At 68.9% G+C, this 16,444-nt stretch carries 16 protein-coding genes; 8 read left to right on the forward strand and 8 right to left on the reverse strand.

Annotated elements, in window-relative coordinates:
- Window positions 1–256 precede the first annotated feature (256 nt).
- Together ACFYTS_RS30230 and ACFYTS_RS30235 are read left to right on the forward strand one after the other, a co-directional pair.
- The gene (locus ACFYTS_RS30230; RefSeq protein WP_357284843.1) at window positions 257–916 is read left to right on the forward strand and encodes a hypothetical protein; all 660 of its coding nucleotides are present in this window, start codon (window positions 257–259) and stop codon (window positions 914–916) included.
- Window positions 917–976: 60 nt separating this feature from the next.
- Window positions 977–1,759 (forward strand): site-2 protease family protein, encoded by a 783-nt coding sequence (locus ACFYTS_RS30235; protein ID WP_357284845.1) that lies wholly within the window; start codon window positions 977–979, stop codon window positions 1,757–1,759.
- Window position 1,760: 1 nt separating this feature from the next.
- Here the strand turns inward: ACFYTS_RS30235 and ACFYTS_RS30240 are convergent, their stop codons facing one another.
- Together ACFYTS_RS30240 and ACFYTS_RS30245 are read right to left on the reverse strand one after the other, a co-directional pair.
- Window positions 1,761–2,855 (reverse strand): FUSC family protein, encoded by a 1,095-nt coding sequence (locus tag ACFYTS_RS30240; RefSeq protein ID WP_357284982.1) that lies wholly within the window; start codon window positions 2,853–2,855, stop codon window positions 1,761–1,763.
- A gap of 58 nt (window positions 2,856–2,913) precedes the next feature.
- Complete coding sequence (locus ACFYTS_RS30245; protein ID WP_357284848.1) at window positions 2,914–3,357, reverse strand: DUF3151 domain-containing protein; 444 nt, start codon at window positions 3,355–3,357, stop codon at window positions 2,914–2,916.
- Between the two features lie 83 nt (window positions 3,358–3,440).
- Between ACFYTS_RS30245 and ACFYTS_RS30250 the strand changes: the two genes are divergently transcribed.
- Window positions 3,441–5,969 (forward strand): hypothetical protein, encoded by a 2,529-nt coding sequence (locus tag ACFYTS_RS30250; protein WP_387308949.1) that lies wholly within the window; start codon window positions 3,441–3,443, stop codon window positions 5,967–5,969.
- A gap of 207 nt (window positions 5,970–6,176) precedes the next feature.
- Complete coding sequence (locus ACFYTS_RS30255) at window positions 6,177–7,286, forward strand: fused (3R)-hydroxyacyl-ACP dehydratase subunits HadA/HadB (protein WP_387308950.1); 1,110 nt, start codon at window positions 6,177–6,179, stop codon at window positions 7,284–7,286.
- Between the two features lie 61 nt (window positions 7,287–7,347).
- Here the strand turns inward: ACFYTS_RS30255 and ACFYTS_RS30260 are convergent, their stop codons facing one another.
- The 3 genes from ACFYTS_RS30260 to fbaA form a co-directional block, all read right to left on the reverse strand.
- Window positions 7,348–8,814, reverse strand: a complete 1,467-nt coding sequence (locus ACFYTS_RS30260; protein ID WP_387308951.1) for a DUF4185 domain-containing protein — start codon at window positions 8,812–8,814, stop codon at window positions 7,348–7,350.
- A 65-nt stretch (window positions 8,815–8,879) separates the two neighbouring features.
- Window positions 8,880–9,998, reverse strand: a complete 1,119-nt coding sequence (locus ACFYTS_RS30265) for a BTAD domain-containing putative transcriptional regulator (RefSeq protein WP_387308952.1) — start codon at window positions 9,996–9,998, stop codon at window positions 8,880–8,882.
- Window positions 9,999–10,088: 90 nt separating this feature from the next.
- Complete coding sequence (gene fbaA, locus ACFYTS_RS30270; protein ID WP_357284861.1) at window positions 10,089–11,126, reverse strand: class II fructose-bisphosphate aldolase; 1,038 nt, start codon at window positions 11,124–11,126, stop codon at window positions 10,089–10,091.
- A gap of 228 nt (window positions 11,127–11,354) precedes the next feature.
- Between fbaA and ACFYTS_RS30275 the strand changes: the two genes are divergently transcribed.
- Together ACFYTS_RS30275 and ACFYTS_RS30280 are read left to right on the forward strand one after the other, a co-directional pair.
- Window positions 11,355–12,008, forward strand: a complete 654-nt coding sequence (locus ACFYTS_RS30275) for a VTT domain-containing protein (protein WP_357284985.1) — start codon at window positions 11,355–11,357, stop codon at window positions 12,006–12,008.
- 8 nt (window positions 12,009–12,016) lie between these two features.
- On the forward strand, window positions 12,017–12,736 hold the full coding sequence (locus ACFYTS_RS30280; protein ID WP_357284864.1) for a DedA family protein: 720 nt from the start codon (window positions 12,017–12,019) through the stop codon (window positions 12,734–12,736).
- A gap of 18 nt (window positions 12,737–12,754) precedes the next feature.
- On the opposite strand, the gene ACFYTS_RS30285 is transcribed toward ACFYTS_RS30280, so the two are convergent.
- From ACFYTS_RS30285 to ACFYTS_RS30295, 3 genes are all read right to left on the reverse strand, one after another.
- Window positions 12,755–13,897, reverse strand: a complete 1,143-nt coding sequence (locus ACFYTS_RS30285) for a glycoside hydrolase family 76 protein (RefSeq protein WP_387308953.1) — start codon at window positions 13,895–13,897, stop codon at window positions 12,755–12,757.
- Between the two features lie 64 nt (window positions 13,898–13,961).
- Entirely contained in the window at window positions 13,962–14,669 is a 708-nt protein-coding gene (locus ACFYTS_RS30290; RefSeq protein ID WP_387308954.1) for a TrmH family RNA methyltransferase, read from the reverse strand.
- Between the two features lie 25 nt (window positions 14,670–14,694).
- Window positions 14,695–15,099 (reverse strand): DUF4190 domain-containing protein, encoded by a 405-nt coding sequence (locus ACFYTS_RS30295; RefSeq protein ID WP_387308955.1) that lies wholly within the window; start codon window positions 15,097–15,099, stop codon window positions 14,695–14,697.
- Window positions 15,100–15,203: 104 nt separating this feature from the next.
- On the opposite strand from ACFYTS_RS30295, the gene ACFYTS_RS30300 reads away from it, so the two are divergent.
- Together ACFYTS_RS30300 and ACFYTS_RS30305 are read left to right on the forward strand one after the other, a co-directional pair.
- Window positions 15,204–15,815, forward strand: a complete 612-nt coding sequence (locus ACFYTS_RS30300) for a Uma2 family endonuclease (protein ID WP_387308956.1) — start codon at window positions 15,204–15,206, stop codon at window positions 15,813–15,815.
- A 113-nt stretch (window positions 15,816–15,928) separates the two neighbouring features.
- Complete coding sequence (locus tag ACFYTS_RS30305; protein ID WP_357284876.1) at window positions 15,929–16,375, forward strand: hypothetical protein; 447 nt, start codon at window positions 15,929–15,931, stop codon at window positions 16,373–16,375.
- Window positions 16,376–16,444: the final 69 nt, after the last annotated feature.

A 16,444-nucleotide genomic window follows, 5' to 3' on the forward strand; every position in this document is an offset into this window, starting at 1 on the left:
CTGCAGCTACCCGCCATCAGAAGGCGGTGGCCGTGGGCACACTTTACTGGATGACCACATACGTCCAGGTGCACGCCCCGGCTCTGCATGCACCCGACCCGACCCTGTGTGAACCAGACATAACGGATACGCACTGAGGACAGCAGGGCAAATGAGACAGGGCTATGGTGGCACGGGGAGAGGGACCGGCAGGGGGTTCCATCGGGACGCAGCGAGGCGGATAGGTGTTGGCAGGCCAGAGGAGGGTGTTCGGCAGTTGAGTACCCATGTTCTCCGCTGCGACGGCGCACCCGTTCCCATCGCGCTCGCTTCTCTGTCCCTCACGCAGACCGCCGCCATTCCCGATACCGGGACCCTGGACGAGCTGCTGCCGGTGATGGCCGCGGACAGTCTGCCGCGCCTCATCGTGCTCGGTGAGGATGCCGGACTGGCCGCCGTGCTCACCCATCTCATGCGCACCGAACGTCTCGGCGTGGAGATCGGCTACGTGCCCATCGACCGCACCTACGGCTCCCGCGCCTACGAGACCGGCACCGGATCCGCCGCCGCCAAGCGCGCGCTCGAGGGCCGGGCCGTCGAGACCCCGCTGATCCGCGACGACACCGGCAAGGTGCTCATCGGCCGCGCCACCATCGTCGGTGAGGGCGGCGCGAAACTCGAGGGCGAGGCCTACGTCGACGACACCCGGCTGTTCACCGGAAAGGTCGCGGCCCTGCATGTTTCGCCCATGCTGGAGATGCCGGGCCTGCACGCCACCGTGCACCGCGGACTGCGCAAGAAGCGCTGGGTCGCCGGGCGCGCCATGCAGCTCGGCACCCCGGGCGCGCTGGTCACCCGCGACGGGATCACCACCGATCGGGTGGTGAAGCGCTCCACGTTCTATCGACACCACGAGCCTTGGCTGCTGGTTCGCTGATTCACCCCCAGAATGGGTGTCGGCACGGCGACAACGAGCCGGGCCGGTTGGGAGTGACAGGTGGATGACGCGCGCGCGGTGAGACGGGCCTCCGGGGCGGTCCGGCCCAGCCCGGTGTTCCTGGCGGTGGTGGCGGTCGCGGTACTGGGCGGGGTACTCGCCTGGAACGCCGACCTCGATTCGCGCCAAGCCCAATTCGGAGTCTTCATCCTGGTGGTGGCCGGGTGGATCGTGACGGTCTGCCTGCACGAGTTCGCGCACGCGTTCGTGGCGTGGCGAGCCGGGGACCGGGAAGTCGAGATGCGCGGGTATCTCACGCTGAACCCGCTCAAGTACAGCCATCCGCTGCTGTCGATCGGGTTGCCGGTGGTGTTCATCGCGCTCGGCGGGTTCGCGCTGCCGGGTGGCGCGGTGTACGTGCACTCGCACAATTTCAGTCCGCGCACGCAGCGGATGATCAGTGGGGCGGGGCCCGCGGTGAACGCGCTGTGCGCGGTGGTGCTGCTGGTGATGGTGTCGCTGTGGGGTAGTCGGCATTCGAACGCCGCGTTCTGGTTCGGGCTGAGTTTCCTTGCCTTCCTCCAGATTTCGGCGACCGTCCTGAATCTGCTGCCGATTCCCGGCACCGACGGGTACGGGATCCTGGAGCCGTCGCTGAGCTATCAGACCCGGCGGTCGCTGGATCAGATCAAGCCGTACGGCCTGCTGATCCTGTTCGCGCTGTTGTTCACGCCGCAGCTGAACCGGCTGTTCTTCGACGGGGTGAACGCGCTGTTCGAGCTGTCCGGGCTGCCGGGCTGGTGGTGGTCGATGGGCAGCCGGTTGACGCGCTTCTGGCTCTGAGTCAGTCGATCGGCGTGACGTAGGGGTGCGCGACGGTCGGGGGCAGCAGTGCCATGGCCGACAGCCGCCGCACCCCGCACACCTGCATGAGATCCACCACGATGGACCGCAATTGGGCGAACACCACGTGCGCGGACAGGCCCGCACCGTCGACCAGATCCTTGGTCGCGCCCTTGCCGACCGACCGCAGCACGCGGGTCGCCTCGGCGGGATCGGGCTTCTCGTCCGGGTCGGCGAGCATCATGCGTCGCACCACGTCGACCGCCTGACCGAGCTTCTCGACCTCCACGATGAGGCCCGGGTCGAGCACCTCGTCGTCGCGGACCGAGGTGAGGGCGCGGCGCAGCAGCACGCGGGTGTTGCGGACCGCATTGTCGAGCGGGTCGGCGGCGTAGCGCAACCGGCTCAGGCGGGCGCGAGAGTTCCAGTACAGCGGGGAGATTCGAATGATCTCCCGACTGCCCTCGAGAGTGTTGCGCAGCGAGTCGATCGCACCCTGCGTGCCGCGCACCGCCTCCAGAGCCGCCTTGATCTTGGCGGCGTCGTGTTCGAGCAGGCCGTCCGCGCATTCGGTGAGGGCGGCGCCCATCACCTCCAGGATTCCGGCCGCCTGCTCCCGAGCGCGGCGGACCGGGTGCAGCGGAATGGCCGCCACCACCACGATGCCGACCAGTCCGCCCACCAGGGCGTCGATCATGCGCAGCGACGCGCCGCCCTGGCCGGGCGGGTAGAGGGTCGCCACCAGCACCGCGGAACTGGCCGCCTGCATGGTGATGACGGGACCGCCGTCGAGGAAGACTGCGGTGCACATGGCCAGCACCACCAGCAGCATGATCTGCCAGCCGCCGGTGCCGACCCGGGACACGAACAGGTCCCCGATGCCGATGCCGACGGCCACGCCCACGATGAGCTCGATCGAGCGGCGCAGCCGGGCCCCGAACGAGACGCCGATGGAGATCATGGCCGCCATCGGCGCGAAGAACGGGTGTTCGTGCCCGATCACATTGTGAGCGATGAACCAGGCCACGCCCGCGCCGATGGCGCACTGCACGATCGGCAACAGTGACGAGCGGACCCGTCCGGCGGCCTTGCGCATGCGGGTGACGCCGCTCTCGCGGGCGGCGTCGATGGTTTCGCCCAGGCCACCGGTCAATTCAGTCGAGGCCGAGCTCGGCGGCGGCGCGCGGGTCGCAGTCCTCGAGCAGGTCCAGGCAGCGCGCGTACTCGTCGGTCTCGCCGATGGCCCGGGCGGCCTTGGCGAGCGCGCCCACGCTGCGCAGGAAGCCCTGGTTGGGCTCGTGGCTCCACGGCACCGGGCCGAAGCCCTTCCAGCCGTTGCGGCGCAACAGGTCCAGGCCGCGGTGGTAGCCGGTGCGCGCGAACGCGTAGGCGGAGATGATGTCGAGGTTGACGTCGCCGTCTGCGGCGGCGCCCCGCTCCAGGGCGGCTTCGGCCAGGTGGGCCCAGGCGATGGAGGCGGTCGGGTGGGCCGCGGCGACCTGCACCGGGTCCTGTTTCTGGAGCAGCGCGTCCTCCGCGTCGATGTTTTCCGGAAGGAGGACCGGCTGCGGTCCGAGCAGATCGCCGAAGGAGGTCATGCCGATCATTCTGCACCGGTACCCGGAATGCTCAGTAGGCTGACCTTCGAATCACAGTTCCGCCGATACGAGGGGTGCAGCGCGTGTCCGACCCGAAAGACGACCAACAGCAGCAGGGCTCTGCCAACCAGGCATCGGGTCCCGCCGCAGGCGACACGGACACCAGCGCCACCCCCGCCCGCCCGGCGAACCCGGCCGACCAGTCCGCTCCCGCGGCCGCGAACGGCACGAGCACGCCGGCGACCGCCGACGCCGCACCCGCGACCGCCGCCACCGAGGCCATCCCCTCCCCCAACGCGCGCACCGAGGAAATCCGCACCGGCGCACCTCGACCCGGCGCCCCCAAGACCCCGCAGGCCAAGTCCGGCCCCGCCGGTTTCGCCACCATCCACTACGAAACCTCCAAGCCCGCAGGCACTCCGGGCGCGAACCGCGTCCAGCCCCCGGCCGCGAACCGAGGCCAGTCTCCCGCCGACCAGGCCGGCGCGGGCCGAGTGCAGCCGCCCGCCGGAACGCCGGGCACGCCGGCCGGACCGCAGGGTGAACCTGCCGGACCCCAGGGCACGTCAGCTGGAGCTCAGGGCACAGCTGCCGGACAGCAGGGCGGATCCGGCGGATCACAAGGCGCGCCCGGTGGACTACCGGGCAACCCTGCCGGAGCGCAGGGTGGGTCCGGCGGACAGCCGGCGGCCGCGCGCCAGGGCTCGGGTGAGTTCAAGCCGCAGAGCACGCCGAGTGGGCAGCCCTCGCCCGGCGACTCGGGCGTACAGCCGGGCGCGTCCGCGCAGTCCGGCGCTGCCGCACCCGGTTCCGGGAACGCCGCGGGTGGACGCCCCTCGGAGGGCGCGCGATCCGGGCCGGACGAAAAGCCCCAGGCTCCCGAGTCCCGGGAACGCCAGGGTGCCGCGGCGTCCGACGGACAGCCCGCGACCGGCGGAAAGCCCAGCGGCGCTGGACAATCCGATGCGGGCGCGCAGCCGGCCGGACGTGGGCAGGGGCCGGGAGCGCCGTCGCCCGCCGATGACGCTCCGACCCAGTTCATTCCGATTCAGCGACCCGCCGGGGAGAAGGCGGGCGGAGGCGCGCAGGGCGCCGACGCGCAGGCCGATGCCACCACGCAGATGATCAAGATTCAGCGGCCCGCACAGGGTGCGAGTGGTCCGGGCGCCGGGAAGCGCGGCGAGCAGGGGCAATCCGGCTCCACCGATTCCGGGAAGACCGTCGCGGGCGGCGCGGCCGTCGGCGCCGCGGGCGCGGGCACGACTGCTGCGGCCTCGACCGAAGCTGCCGGTAAGGGCGGGAAGTCGGGGAAGACCGCGCCGGAGGATGTTCCGACGCAGGGGATGCCCGCCGCTTCAGCCGATGACGACGAGAAGTCGGGCGATGCCGCCGCGGCCGGTGAGAAGTCCGGTGGCACAGGTGATTCCGGGACCCCCGCCGATGCGAAGGACGGCGGGTCCGGGGCCGAGGGCTCCGGGGACGCGGCGACCGTGGTGATCAAGCGGGTGCCGAATCCGGCCGATGACGCCACGACGGCGCTGCCGGTGGTGTCGGGTGAGACCGGGACCGAGAAGATTCGGGTTTCGGGGCCGCAGGGTCGGGCGGTCAGCAAGCCGCCGCAGACGCCTCGGTTGAACGCGGGGCCGCGGAATATCGGGCCGAAGGGGACCGCTCCGGACGCGCCCGTCGAGGAGACGCGGCCGTCGCCGCCGCGGCCGCCGATGGCTCCTCCGATGGGCCCGCGCCGGCCCGCGACCGCGCCGTCTCCGGCGGACACCCAGTCGACCATGCCGGGTCAGCCGATCGGCGGGCCGAGGATCGCGTCGCCGCAGCGGGTCGGGGCCGGTGCGCCGCAGGGTCCGCGCGGACCGCAGGGACCGAACGCGCCCAAGGGTCCGCAGGGACCGGGTGGGCCGCAGGGACCCCAGTCGCTGAACGGCCCGAACGCACCGCAGGGACCGGGTGCGCAGGGACCGAACGCTCCGCACGGGCCGAATGCGCCGCAGGGGCAGCCGGGTTCGGGTGCTCCGCAGGGACCGGGTGGCCGGCCGGGTCTCGGTGCGCCGCAGCCCGGGATCGGCGGATCGCAGGGTGTGCCCGGGATCGGCGGGCTGGCGCAGCCGCAGCGGGTTCCGGCGGCCGAGCCGGTCGACGGCGCCGCGAAGTCCGGTGGCGGGTCGAAGAAGCTATGGATCGGCGTGGCCGCGGCGGTGGTCGCGGTGGTCGCGATCGTCGGCGTGGTGCTCGGCGTGAAGAAGCACAACGATGACAATTCGCCGGAAGCGCTGGTGCAGCAGACGATCACGTCGTACACCGATGCTCTGGACAGCGGGAACCTGGACACGCTGCGGACGGTGACCTGCGGTGCGCAGCACGACTTCTATCAGAAGATCTCGGCCGACCAGTTCGCGAGCGTGTACAAGACCTCCAAGGAGCAGAAGAGCATCCCGCAGGTGAAGAGCGTGGACGCCATCCAGATCACCGGCGATGCCGCGCTGGCGCAGGCGACGGTGTTCACCGAGGCGGATCCGGCGAAGCTCTCCTCGCGGACCTTCGACCTGCGCAACGAGGGTGGTTCGTGGAAGGTGTGTGAGCCCAAGAACGCGCACTGACCGGCGCGAAAACCGGTATCGACAGCTTCGGCGAAATGGCCTGACACGTTCTCGCTCGTGCTCGCGATGAACATCACATACACCTGGTCAATAGACCTGCACGTCGGTAGGGTGTCTGGGTTGTCTGGGCTGGCCATTTCGGCATTCCGGCACTTCAGCGGTGTTGTACACCGTCCATAAAGTTACGAATGCAGGAGCTGAGTACGGATGCCGGATACGGCTGAGCACATCGTGCCGGATACGGCAGAGACCCTGGCGGTTCTGGAAGCGGAGACCATCGTGGAACCGACCAAGGCCACCGCCGCCGAACTGGTCGGCCGTCACTTCCGGGTGCGCGATCACTACGACGTGGGCCGCGAGAAGATCCGCGAATTCGCGCGCGCCGTGCGCAACGACCACGCCGCCCACCACCGCGAGACCGTCGCCGCCGAGCTCGGTTACGGCGGTCTGCTGGCCTCGCCGACCTTCGCCTCGGTGATCGGCGCGGCCACCACCCGCTCGCTGATCGGCTCGGTGCTCACCGAGTACGACGTCTCGCAGATCCTCCAGACCGACCAGGTCTTCGAGTACCACCGCCCGATCCTGGCCGGGGACCGGCTGGGCGTGGACGTGGTGGTGGAGAACATCCGCGGCTTCGGCGACAACGACTTCATTACCGTCAAGGTCACCCTGACCGATGCCGACGTGCGGCCGGTGCTGGTCGCCACCACCACCATCGTGGCCCGCAAGGGCGTCGAGATCGACCCGGTCGCGGTCGAGACGGTGTCGGGCGTGGTCATGCACGGCCATGTCGTCGAGCCCGGCCAGTTCGACACCGACCCGAACGGTCTGATCCTGCTGGCCCCGGAAGAGGTGGCCGAGCCCGCCGCCCCCGCCGCGCCGCTGCCGGTCAACACCGTCCCGACCGCCGCGGGCGTGGCCGCGGGCGCCGAACTGCCCGCCGCGAAGGTGCCGGTCACCCGGGGCGACCTGGTCAACTACGCCGGCGTCTCCGGCGACCCGAACCCGATCCACTTCAGCGACACCGCCGCCACCCTGGTCGGCCTGCCGACCGTGGTGGCGCACGGCATGCTCACCATGGGCCTGACCGCCGGCTACCTGGTGGACTGGCTGGGCGACCCGTCGGCGCTGGGCAAGTTCAGCGTCCGCTTCTCCGGTTTCGTGCCGGTCGAGCCGACCGCCCCGACCTACGTCGAATTCACCGGCAAGGTGAAGTCGGTGGACGCGGCCACCGGTGCTGCCACCGTCGTGCTGGGCGCGACCTCGGAGGGCAAGAAGCTCTTCGGTCGCGCCATCGCCGAAGTGCGCCTCAGCTGAGCCTCGGAACCTGACGAGAGCGGGCCCGCACAATCCGTGCGGGCCCGCTCTTTTCGTCCACTCAGTTCAGTGTGGCGTGCATCAGGTAGACGTTGTAGTCGTTCCAGGTCGACATGGTGAAGTACAGGTCCTGACCGGTCGACCACGGGTGGATGAAACCGCCGTACAGTTCCGGGAATTGCAGCGCGCTGACCGTGACCGCGCTGTCGGACCACGCGCCCTGCGGTGAATCCGATTCCCGCACAACCAGAGCCGCCTTCGCGGTGTCCAGGTAGCTCATCTGCCACACCTTGCGGTTCTCGTCGTAGCGGACCGACAGTTCCCCCGCGGGCGCGTCGACGATCGGTGTGGCGCTGACATTTCCGTTCACGGCGGGCCCCCAGGAGCCGTTCTGCCAGTACTGGTAGGCGGTCGGGTTGAGCACCTGTTCCTTGGGCGCCCGCGCCAGCCCGACCCCGCCCAACCGGGTGTTCGGGATGCCGAACATGTACACCCAGTCGCCCTGCGGCACCATGGACGCGACCTGGAAGCTGGAGACGCCGAAGATGTTCTCCCACTTGGCGTACGGGTCCTTGGTCCAATGTTCGCCGTGGTCGTCGGAGTAGGCGAGCCCGCCGTAGTTGGTGAACCAGGTGCCCGGCAGGCTGTTCCAGGTGCGGATCGACATGTAACTCATGTACTGCCGGTCGCCGAGCGCGAACCCCGAGGTGGGGATGGTGGTGATCTCGATATTGTCCAGCTTGCGGCTGCTCAGCAGTTCCACGGCGTGGCAGCGGTCGTCGGTGACCATGCGGTCGAAGACGACGCCATTGGCGAGGTCGCGATTCTTGCTGAACGCCAGCAGGTTCGAGCGCCAGTCCTCACCCATGCCGCCGGGCGGATGGAAGTCGCGGCCGACGGTGTCGCCGAAGGCGATGGCGATCTCGTCGGGCGCGCTCTGCCACATGATGCCGAGGTCGGTGCCCTGCACCTGCCAGCGCTTGTCGGTGCGGTTGATCGAGTTGGCGCCGGTCAGTTTGGACACCTCGCGCACGTCGGAGACCTGCGGCGTGGGCCGGGCGGGGGTGCGCTCGGCGGGCTCGCTGGACGGATGCGCGGGTTCGGGCCCGGGCGGCAGCGTGGGCGGATTCGGGTTGGGCAGTGCGAAATTGAACGGCTGCGGCCGCACGATGAGTTTCGGGATGCCGAGTTGTTCGGCGAGTCCCGGTGGCCCGGCGGGTGCGTCGGTGAGGTCCGGGCACGGGTTCACGCACGGGTCCGGCGGCAGTTCCATCGTCACGCGCTTGGTGTTCTCCGGCAGCGGCCCGGTGTCGACCGTGACGACCGGGTAGGCCATCGGCACCTCGACGGTCTTGGGCACCAACGACTCGTGTTCGGGTCTGGGATCGGTCTTGCAGGCGCCGATGCCCGGAACCGCCGGTGTCGCACCGGTTTCCGAATCCGCCGACGCCACCGGTCGGCCCATACCGACCAGTACTCCCGCCCCGAAGATCACCGCTCCCGCAGCCGCCACGAGCCGCTTGGCCATGCGTTCAACCCTCTCGACATTAGGGTTATCCGGACATCATCCGGGCAAGGACCCTACCCCACAGATCAGCGCAGGGCCTGGAAGGTGATCACGGTCGTGCCGATCCGGATGGCATCGCCGTCGGCGAGCACCGCGGCCGACTCGATGGTCTGCTCGTTGATGTAGATCCCGTTGGCGGAGTGCAGATCCTTGATCAGCAGCCCGGCCCGGCTCGGCGTGATCTGCGCGTGGTACCGGCTGGCCTTCGGATCATCGAGCACCAGATCGTTGTCGGTCATGCGACCGATCTTCACACCATTGGCGCCGATCGGCACCACGCGTCCGTCGGCCAGGCGCAGCTGCCCGGCACGCACCGCGCGCGGCATCTCGGTGACGGTCTCGGTCATGGCCTTCGCCATCCGCTCGACCTCGTGAATCTGCCCGGTGCTCAACGGTTCCTGGCGCAGCACCTTCTGTTCCAGCGCGATCAGCGCGGGCCCCGGATCGATGCCGAGCTCGTCGGCGAGCACGGTCCGCACCCGGCGGCAGGCGTCGAGCGCGTCGGCCTGACGGCCGGACAGATAGAGCGCGGTGATGAGCTGCGCCCACAACGGTTCCCGCAGCGGATGGGCGTTGGTCATCGACACCAGTTCGCCGACCACGGAAGACGCACGGCCCAGGGCGATTTCGGAGTCGATGCGGGCGGAGGCGACCAGCAGCCGCTCCTCGTCCATGGCGGTGGCGAAGCTCTCCGCGAAACCGAGACCCGACAGGTCGTCCAGCGCGCGCCCGCTCCATTCGGCGAGGGCCTCGCCGAAGAGCCGCGATGCGCTGGCCGGGTCGCCGATCGCGGCGGCCTCGGAGCCTTCGCGGCGCAGCGTCTCGAAACGCCCGAGATCGCACTCGTCGTCCTCGATTTCGAGGCGGTAGCCGGAGGATTCGGTGCGCAGCAACGCCACCGGGTCGATCCCGGCGGTGCGCAGCGTCTTGCGGATGTTCGAGACGAACACCTGGAGACTGGCCTGATAGGAGTCCGGCGGATCATCGTTCCAGACGATGTCGGCCAGGGCCTGCGAGGACACGGCACGCCGCCGGTTCACGGCCAGCGCCGCCAGCAGTGCGCGGGGCTTGGGACCGCCGACCGGTATGGACCGGCCGGCGACCAACAGCTGCACGGGGCCCAGGACCCGTACATCGACAGTCATGCCACCTGCCTCGATAGAGACCGCGGCGCGCCCGCCGCTCGAAAATTGCCCGGGATTCCGCTGCGCTGCGCGGAATCCCGAGCGTTGAGCTTACTTGGCGCTGATCGAGCGTCCCGCCGAGTTCAGGTCGTTGCAGGCCTCGACCACGCGCGCGGCCATCGAGGTCTCGGCCTTCTTGAGGTAGCTGCGCGGGTCGTAGACCTTCTTGTTGCCGACCTCGCCGTCGATCTTCAGGACGCCGTCGTAGTTGCCGAACATGTGGCCGGCGACCGGACGGGTGAAGGCGTACTGGGTGTCGGTGTCGACGTTCATCTTCACCACACCGAAGCGCAGCGAGTCCTCGATCTCCGACTTCAGCGAGCCCGAACCGCCGTGGAAGACGAAGTCGAAGGGCTGCGCGTCCGCGCCCAGGCCCAGCTTGGCGGCCGCCACGCGCTGGCCCTCGGCCAGCACCTCGGGCTTGAGCACCACGTTGCCCGGCTTGTAGACGCCGTGCACGTTGCCGAAGGTGGCGGCCAGCAGGTACTTGCCGTTCTCGCCGGCGCCGAGCGCGTCGATGGTCTTCTCGAAGTCCTCGGGCGAGGTGTAGAGCTTCTCGTTGATCTCGGCCTCGACACCGTCCTCTTCACCGCCGACGACGCCGATCTCGACCTCGAGGATGATGTTGGCGGCGTGCGCCTGCTTCAGCAGTTCCTTGGCGATCTCGAGATTCTCGTCGATCGGGATCGCGGAACCGTCCCACATGTGCGACTGGAACAGCGGGTTCAGGCCGTTCTTCACGCGCTCGGCCGAGATGGCCAGCAGCGGGCGCACGAAGGTGTCCAGCTTGTCCTTCGGGCAGTGGTCGGTGTGCAGCGCGATGGTGACGTCGTACTTGGCCGCCACCACGTTCGCGAACTCCGCGAGCGCGACCGCGCCGGTGACCATGTCCTTCACGCCCAGGCCGGAACCGAATTCCGCACCACCGGTGGAGAACTGGATGATGCCGTCGGAACCGGCGTCCGCGAAGCCCTTGATGGCCGCGTTGATCGTCTCCGAGGACGTGCAGTTGATGGCGGGGAACGCGAAGGAGTTCTGCTTTGCCCGAGCAATCATCTCGGCGTAGATCTCCGGAGTCGCGATGGGCACGTGGACCTCCGTGGGGTGTGTGCTGCGATACAACAAAATTCTGTCAGCCCACACCATAGGGGAGCGCCTTTTTCCCCGGCCCGGGGCCTCGGATACTCGACAACTTTGTGAGGTTGCTTCGACGTTCGGTGTGATGTCCGGGGTACCGGTACTGTGGTGGCCGTGACCTTGCTGGCCGTATCCGATGCCGTGACGACCAACGCCGCGCTGCCCGCGATCTTGGACCCCATGCACCTCCTCACGGAGACGTGGTTGTCCCACGCGGTGCTCCCGGCGATCTTGGCCATCGTCTTCATCGAGACCGGCCTGCTGTTCCCCATCCTCCCCGGCGACTCGCTGCTGTTCACTGGCGGTCTGCTGGCGGCCCAGGCGCACCCACCGGCCGGCATGAACATCTGGTGGCTGGTACCGGCCACCGCGTTCGTGGCCTGGCTGGGTGACCAGAGCGGCTACTGGATCGGGCGAAGCATCGGCCCGGCGCTGTTCAAGAAGGAGGACACCCGCTTCTTCAAGCAGCGCTACATCACCGAGACGCACGCCTTCTTCGAGAAGCACGGCCCCAAGACCATCATCCTGGCCCGCTTCGTGCCCATCGTGCGCACCTTCATGCCGGTGCTGGCCGGTGTCTCGAAGATGGACTACCGCAAGTTCGCGACCGTCGACATCATCGGCGCGGTCCTGTGGGGCGGCGGCGTCACCGTGCTCGGGTACTTCCTGGGCAATGTCGAATTCATTCGCAAGAACGTCGAGGCGATCTTCCTGCTGATCGTGTTCGTGTCCATTCTCCCGGGCATCATCGCGGTCGGTAAGAATCTGCTGCACCGCGGTCAGCACCCGGAGCAGGCCGAGCTCGCCACCTCGTCGAACGAGTCGACCCGCTGAGCCATTCGGTGCCGACGACCACCCCGCTAACGACAACCCTCGCCTCCGGCGGGTTCGGACCGCTCGAGACGGCCGGACCGGTGCTCGTGTGGACCATCGTCCTCACGTTCGTGTTCCTGGAGTGCGCGCTCATCATCGGACTGTTCCTGCCCGGTGACTCCATGCTCATCACCGCGGGCGTGGTGCTGGCCTCCCAGGTCAATGGCGAGGGCCACGTGTGGGCGCTGTCGGTGGGCACCATGATCGCCGCGATCGCGGGCAATCAGGTGGGATACGTGTTCGGGCAGCGCACCGGGCATCACCTGGTCGCGCGCAAGAACGGCAAGTACATCAACACCCGCAATCTGGCGCGGGTCTCGGAACTGCTGCACAAGCACGGATTCCTGGCGGTGCTGGTGGCCCGCTGGATTCCCTGGGTGCGCACGCTGTGCCCGCTGGTCGCGGGCGCGGCCGGGATGGATCACCGCAAGTACACCATCGCCTCGTCGATCGGGGCGGTGATCTGGGCGCCGGTGATCCTGCTGGCCAGCTATTACGCGGGCAGCTTCATCGAGGACATCTCCTGGCTGATGCCCGCGGTCATCGGGACCCTGGTCGTCGGGTTGGTTCTAGGAACCGTGATCGGCGTACGGCAGTATCGGGCCGAAATGGCGCGGCCCGCCGAGGATTTCGACGTCGATATCGACGATCCCGCGACTATTCCGCTCCCCCGGCAGCACCACGCCTGATCCCGGCGTGATCCGCCGCTAGAGTCCCGCGGCCGTGATCGTGTGCGCGGCCTCCATCAGTTTCCAGCCCGAGAGCTGCACCGACAGATCGCGTTCCGGGCTCTGGGAGGCGCTCACCGATCCGCCCTCGAAGGCGCCGGCGCCCGCGATGCCGGGCAGCCGGGCGGGTTGCCGCCAGTCCGCGCCGAACAGCGGTTCGCCCTCGACATCGAGGCGGTGCTCCCAGGCCGCGGTCGCGCAGGCGCGGACGATGGCGGCGGCCTTGCGGCGGGCGGTCACCCGGTCGGGTTCGTCGCCGGGCAGCATGAGCGCGGCCAGCGCGAGGTAGCGAATGAGGATGCCGTTGAACAGGCCGCCGTCGCCGCCGCCGTCACCGACCACGATGCCGTCCTCGGTCAGGTGCTCGTCGATGGCGTCGATCAGCCGGACCGCGCGGTCGGCGTGCCGGTGTTCGCCGGTGTGCACCGCGAGTTCGGTCTCGAGCCCGAGGGCGACACCCTGGCAGTAGCTGTAGACGGGCTTCTCCACCTCGCCGGACGGTAAGTGGATGCCATCGAAAATGAGACCGGTCTCCTGGTCGCGCAGGTTCGCGTCGAGGAAGTCGGCCAGTTCCTGGGCGCGGGTGTAGCGGCCCAGCCGCGCCATGGCAATCCCGACCGGTCCGTTGGCGGGGGTGTTGTAGAAATCCGAGCCCTTCCGCCACGGCACCGCGCCGAACTCCGGCTCGAACCCGTTGACCAGCGTCTTCTCCAGAATCAGCAGCGCGCCCCGGACCTCTTCGACGCCCTGGGTGCGCTCGGCCCGCTCCAGCGAGATGGTCAGCCAGGCCATGTCGTCGTAGTAGTTGTTGGTCCAGCCGGTGATATTGCGCAGCCGCATGCCGTGCGCGATGGACCACAGCCGACGCTGTCGTCCGGGGGTCGGCGCGCGATTGGCGGCGTCGACCGCGCAGTCGATCAGGTGGGCCTGCCACCAGTAGTGCCAGAACGCGAAGGTGCGCTCGCGTTTGGTGGCGGGCCAGCCCACCACCCCGAGCTGCGTGCCCGGGCAGCCCCAGAGTTTGCGCAGGTGACGGGACAGAATCGCGGATTCGGCGAGATCGGCCCGCTGCGACCAGAGGGCAGCCGTCGGCTCGATATTGCGTCCGGTCCGCGATGTCATGGGACTAATAATGCCAATCGGACAACAGTGTTCGTGGCTTATTTGTTACCGAGAGTCGTACGCCTCACCACGCCCGCGCGAGGTCCGCGTGCTGCCGGATCCAGGCGTGCATGGCGATGCCCGCGGCCACCCCAGCATTGATGCTGCGGGTGGAACCGAACTGCGCGATCGAAACGGTCAGCAACGCGCCCGCTTTCGCGGCCTCGGTCACCCCCGGCCCCTCCTGACCGAACAACAGCAGGCAATCACGCGGCAGCTCCACCGTTTCCAGCGGCACCGCGCCGGGCACATTGTCGACCGCGACCACGGTCAGCCCGGCCTCCGCCGCGAAGCCGAGCAGCTCGGCGGTGTCGTGGTGATGGCGAATGTGCTGGTAGCGATCGGTGACCATGGCGCCGCGCCGATTCCAGCGCTTGCGCCCGACAATGTGCACGGCCGCCGCGGCGAAGGCGTTGGCGGTGCGCACCACGGTGCCGATATTGGCGTCGTGGCCGAAGTTCTCGATGGCCACGTGCAGCGGATGCCTTCGGCTGTCGATGTCGGCGACGATCGCCTCACGCCGCCAATACCGGTACGCGTCCACCACATTGCGGCGGTCGCCGTGCGCGAGCAACTCCGGATCCAGTCGCGGATCGGCGGGCGGCTCGGTGCCGAACTCGTCCCGCCACGGTCCGACGCCGTGCGGATGCTCGCCCCACTCGGTCGGACCGGGGGCCTCTGCTTCGGCCTGGCCAGGGGCGCCGGATTCGTCGGCGATCGGGGTGAAGCTCACCCGGCGATGGTAGTTGCCGGGCGAATCAGTACTGGGACGCCCCGACCCCACCCACGATGATCGCGAACACGACCAACAGGATCAGCATCAGCATCAGCGCGGTGGCGGCGATCCCGCAGATCCAGCCCGCCGTCACCATCCCGGCCCCGCCGATGGCGCCGTGGGAGTCGCGGATCTCGCGGCGGGCCTTGCCGCCCATGATCCAGGCCACCGGACCCAGCAGCTGGCAGAACACCAGGCTCATCACGCCGAGGATCAGCACCACGACGGCCTGCGGATGGTCCGGGGCGGGCGCGCCGTAATAGCCCGGCGGGTAGTAGCCGGGGACCGGCGGCTGATAGCCGGGGTTGTAACCGGGCTGCTGGTAGTAGCCCGGTTGCTGGCCCTGGGACTGCGGATCCCAGCCCGGCGGGGGCGCGTCGTAGGTCATGCGCGCAAGCCTAGGTGGTGGTGCGCCACAACGGGTGCGGACGCTTCCGCGGTCGAAGGTTTGAAACATCGCTGCGCGGTTGCCGGGCGTGGAAGACTGGAACCATGACTCGGTCGAGTTCCGCGGAATTGCTGAAATCGGTTGAATACTGGCCGAATCACCTGCTGTCCATCGCGGAGTGGTCGCTGCTCCCCGAGAACAACCGGCACTGCCGGGAGCTGGTGGACGGCGTGCTGGTCGTGGCGCCGCAACCGCCGCGGCATCAACTCGCGGTGTGGCGCTTGGCAGCTCAGCTCGAGCGCGCGCTGCCGCGGCGCATGGCCGCCATGGCGCGCATCGAATTGCTGATCGACGAGGGCACACCGCCGACGGTGCGGGTGCCGGACGTGCTGATCGTCGGCGGTGCGGCCGGAGCCGAGCACGCCACCCGGGTACGGCCCCCGGATGTGCTGGCGGCCATCGAGATCGTGGCGCCGGGGTCGCGGCGGGTGGACCGGGTGATGAAGTTCGCGGAGTACGCGGCGGCCGGAATCGGACACTACTGGCTGCTGGAGACCGAGGATGCGTTGCGGCTGTATACCTTTCGACTGCAGGATGGCCGGTACATACCGACCGGTGAGCATGTCGGACAGGTGACCCTGGAGCTCGACGACCTCGGCCTGCCCCTGGACCTGGACGCGCTCACCGCGCTCCGCCCCGCTGGCGTCTCGGTGTGATCCCGGACAGTTCTCGATTTGCCGCGCATACCCTCTGACCTCGCCTGATCGGTCCACACGGGACAAAATTCGGGACTATCCTGGAGTCCCGGAGGCCGTGGTTGGAGGGTGCTATGGACCACGCGCGCATAGCCAGAACCGTGCTCGGAGTGACGGCGGCATATCTCGTCGCACTCGGCCTCTGGCTGGGCTGGCTGGTCCCGCTCACCCCGCCCGGAACCATCCCGGTCCAGGTCGTCACACTGGTCGGCCTGTACGGAACCTTCCTCGGACTCGGCATGCTGCTCGCCCAGCGCCCCACCCGCTCGGACCGGAAGCTGCTGCGGCACGGTCTCGAAGGCTGGGCGAATATCGAAGGCGTGCACCCGCTGCAGCGCACCGACCACTGCACCGAGCTCACCGAACTCGACCTCGAGCTGGTGGTGCCGGGGTCGGAAACCTATTACGGCAGCATCGTGTTCGACGTCGAACCCGTGGTCAAGCCGAGAATCGCTGTGGGCGGCACGATTTCGATCCGCGTCGATCCGCGCAACCGCGACCGCATCATACTGTGCCTGTGAACCGCGTCCCGCTGTGCCTGTGAACCGCGTCCCGCTGTGCCTGTGAACCGCATCCCGCTGTACCTGTGA

It is taken from the genome of Nocardia sp. NPDC004151 (genome assembly GCF_042874235.1).
GTDB lineage: Bacteria > Actinomycetota > Actinomycetes > Mycobacteriales > Mycobacteriaceae > Nocardia.

What these genes read in the sequence shown, in the direction of transcription:
- ACFYTS_RS30300 (WP_387308956.1), top strand. Translation starts at nt 15,204, where the DNA reads ATGACTCGGTCGAGTTCCGCGGAATTGCTGAAATCGGTTGAATACTGG.
- ACFYTS_RS30305 (WP_357284876.1), top strand. Translation starts at nt 15,929, where the DNA reads ATGGACCACGCGCGCATAGCCAGAACCGTGCTCGGAGTGACGGCGGCA.
- ACFYTS_RS30295 (WP_387308955.1), bottom strand. Translation starts at nt 15,099, where the DNA reads ATGACCTACGACGCGCCCCCGCCGGGCTGGGATCCGCAGTCCCAGGGC.
- ACFYTS_RS30265 (WP_387308952.1), bottom strand. Translation starts at nt 9,998, where the DNA reads ATGACTGTCGATGTACGGGTCCTGGGCCCCGTGCAGCTGTTGGTCGCC.
- ACFYTS_RS30255 (WP_387308950.1), top strand. Translation starts at nt 6,177, where the DNA reads ATGCCGGATACGGCTGAGCACATCGTGCCGGATACGGCAGAGACCCTG.
- ACFYTS_RS30275 (WP_357284985.1), top strand. Translation starts at nt 11,355, where the DNA reads ATGCACCTCCTCACGGAGACGTGGTTGTCCCACGCGGTGCTCCCGGCG.
- ACFYTS_RS30260 (WP_387308951.1), bottom strand. Translation starts at nt 8,814, where the DNA reads ATGGCCAAGCGGCTCGTGGCGGCTGCGGGAGCGGTGATCTTCGGGGCG.
- ACFYTS_RS30245 (WP_357284848.1), bottom strand. Translation starts at nt 3,357, where the DNA reads ATGACCTCCTTCGGCGATCTGCTCGGACCGCAGCCGGTCCTCCTTCCG.
- ACFYTS_RS30240 (WP_357284982.1), bottom strand. Translation starts at nt 2,855, where the DNA reads ATGCGCAAGGCCGCCGGACGGGTCCGCTCGTCACTGTTGCCGATCGTG.
- ACFYTS_RS30285 (WP_387308953.1), bottom strand. Translation starts at nt 13,897, where the DNA reads ATGACATCGCGGACCGGACGCAATATCGAGCCGACGGCTGCCCTCTGG.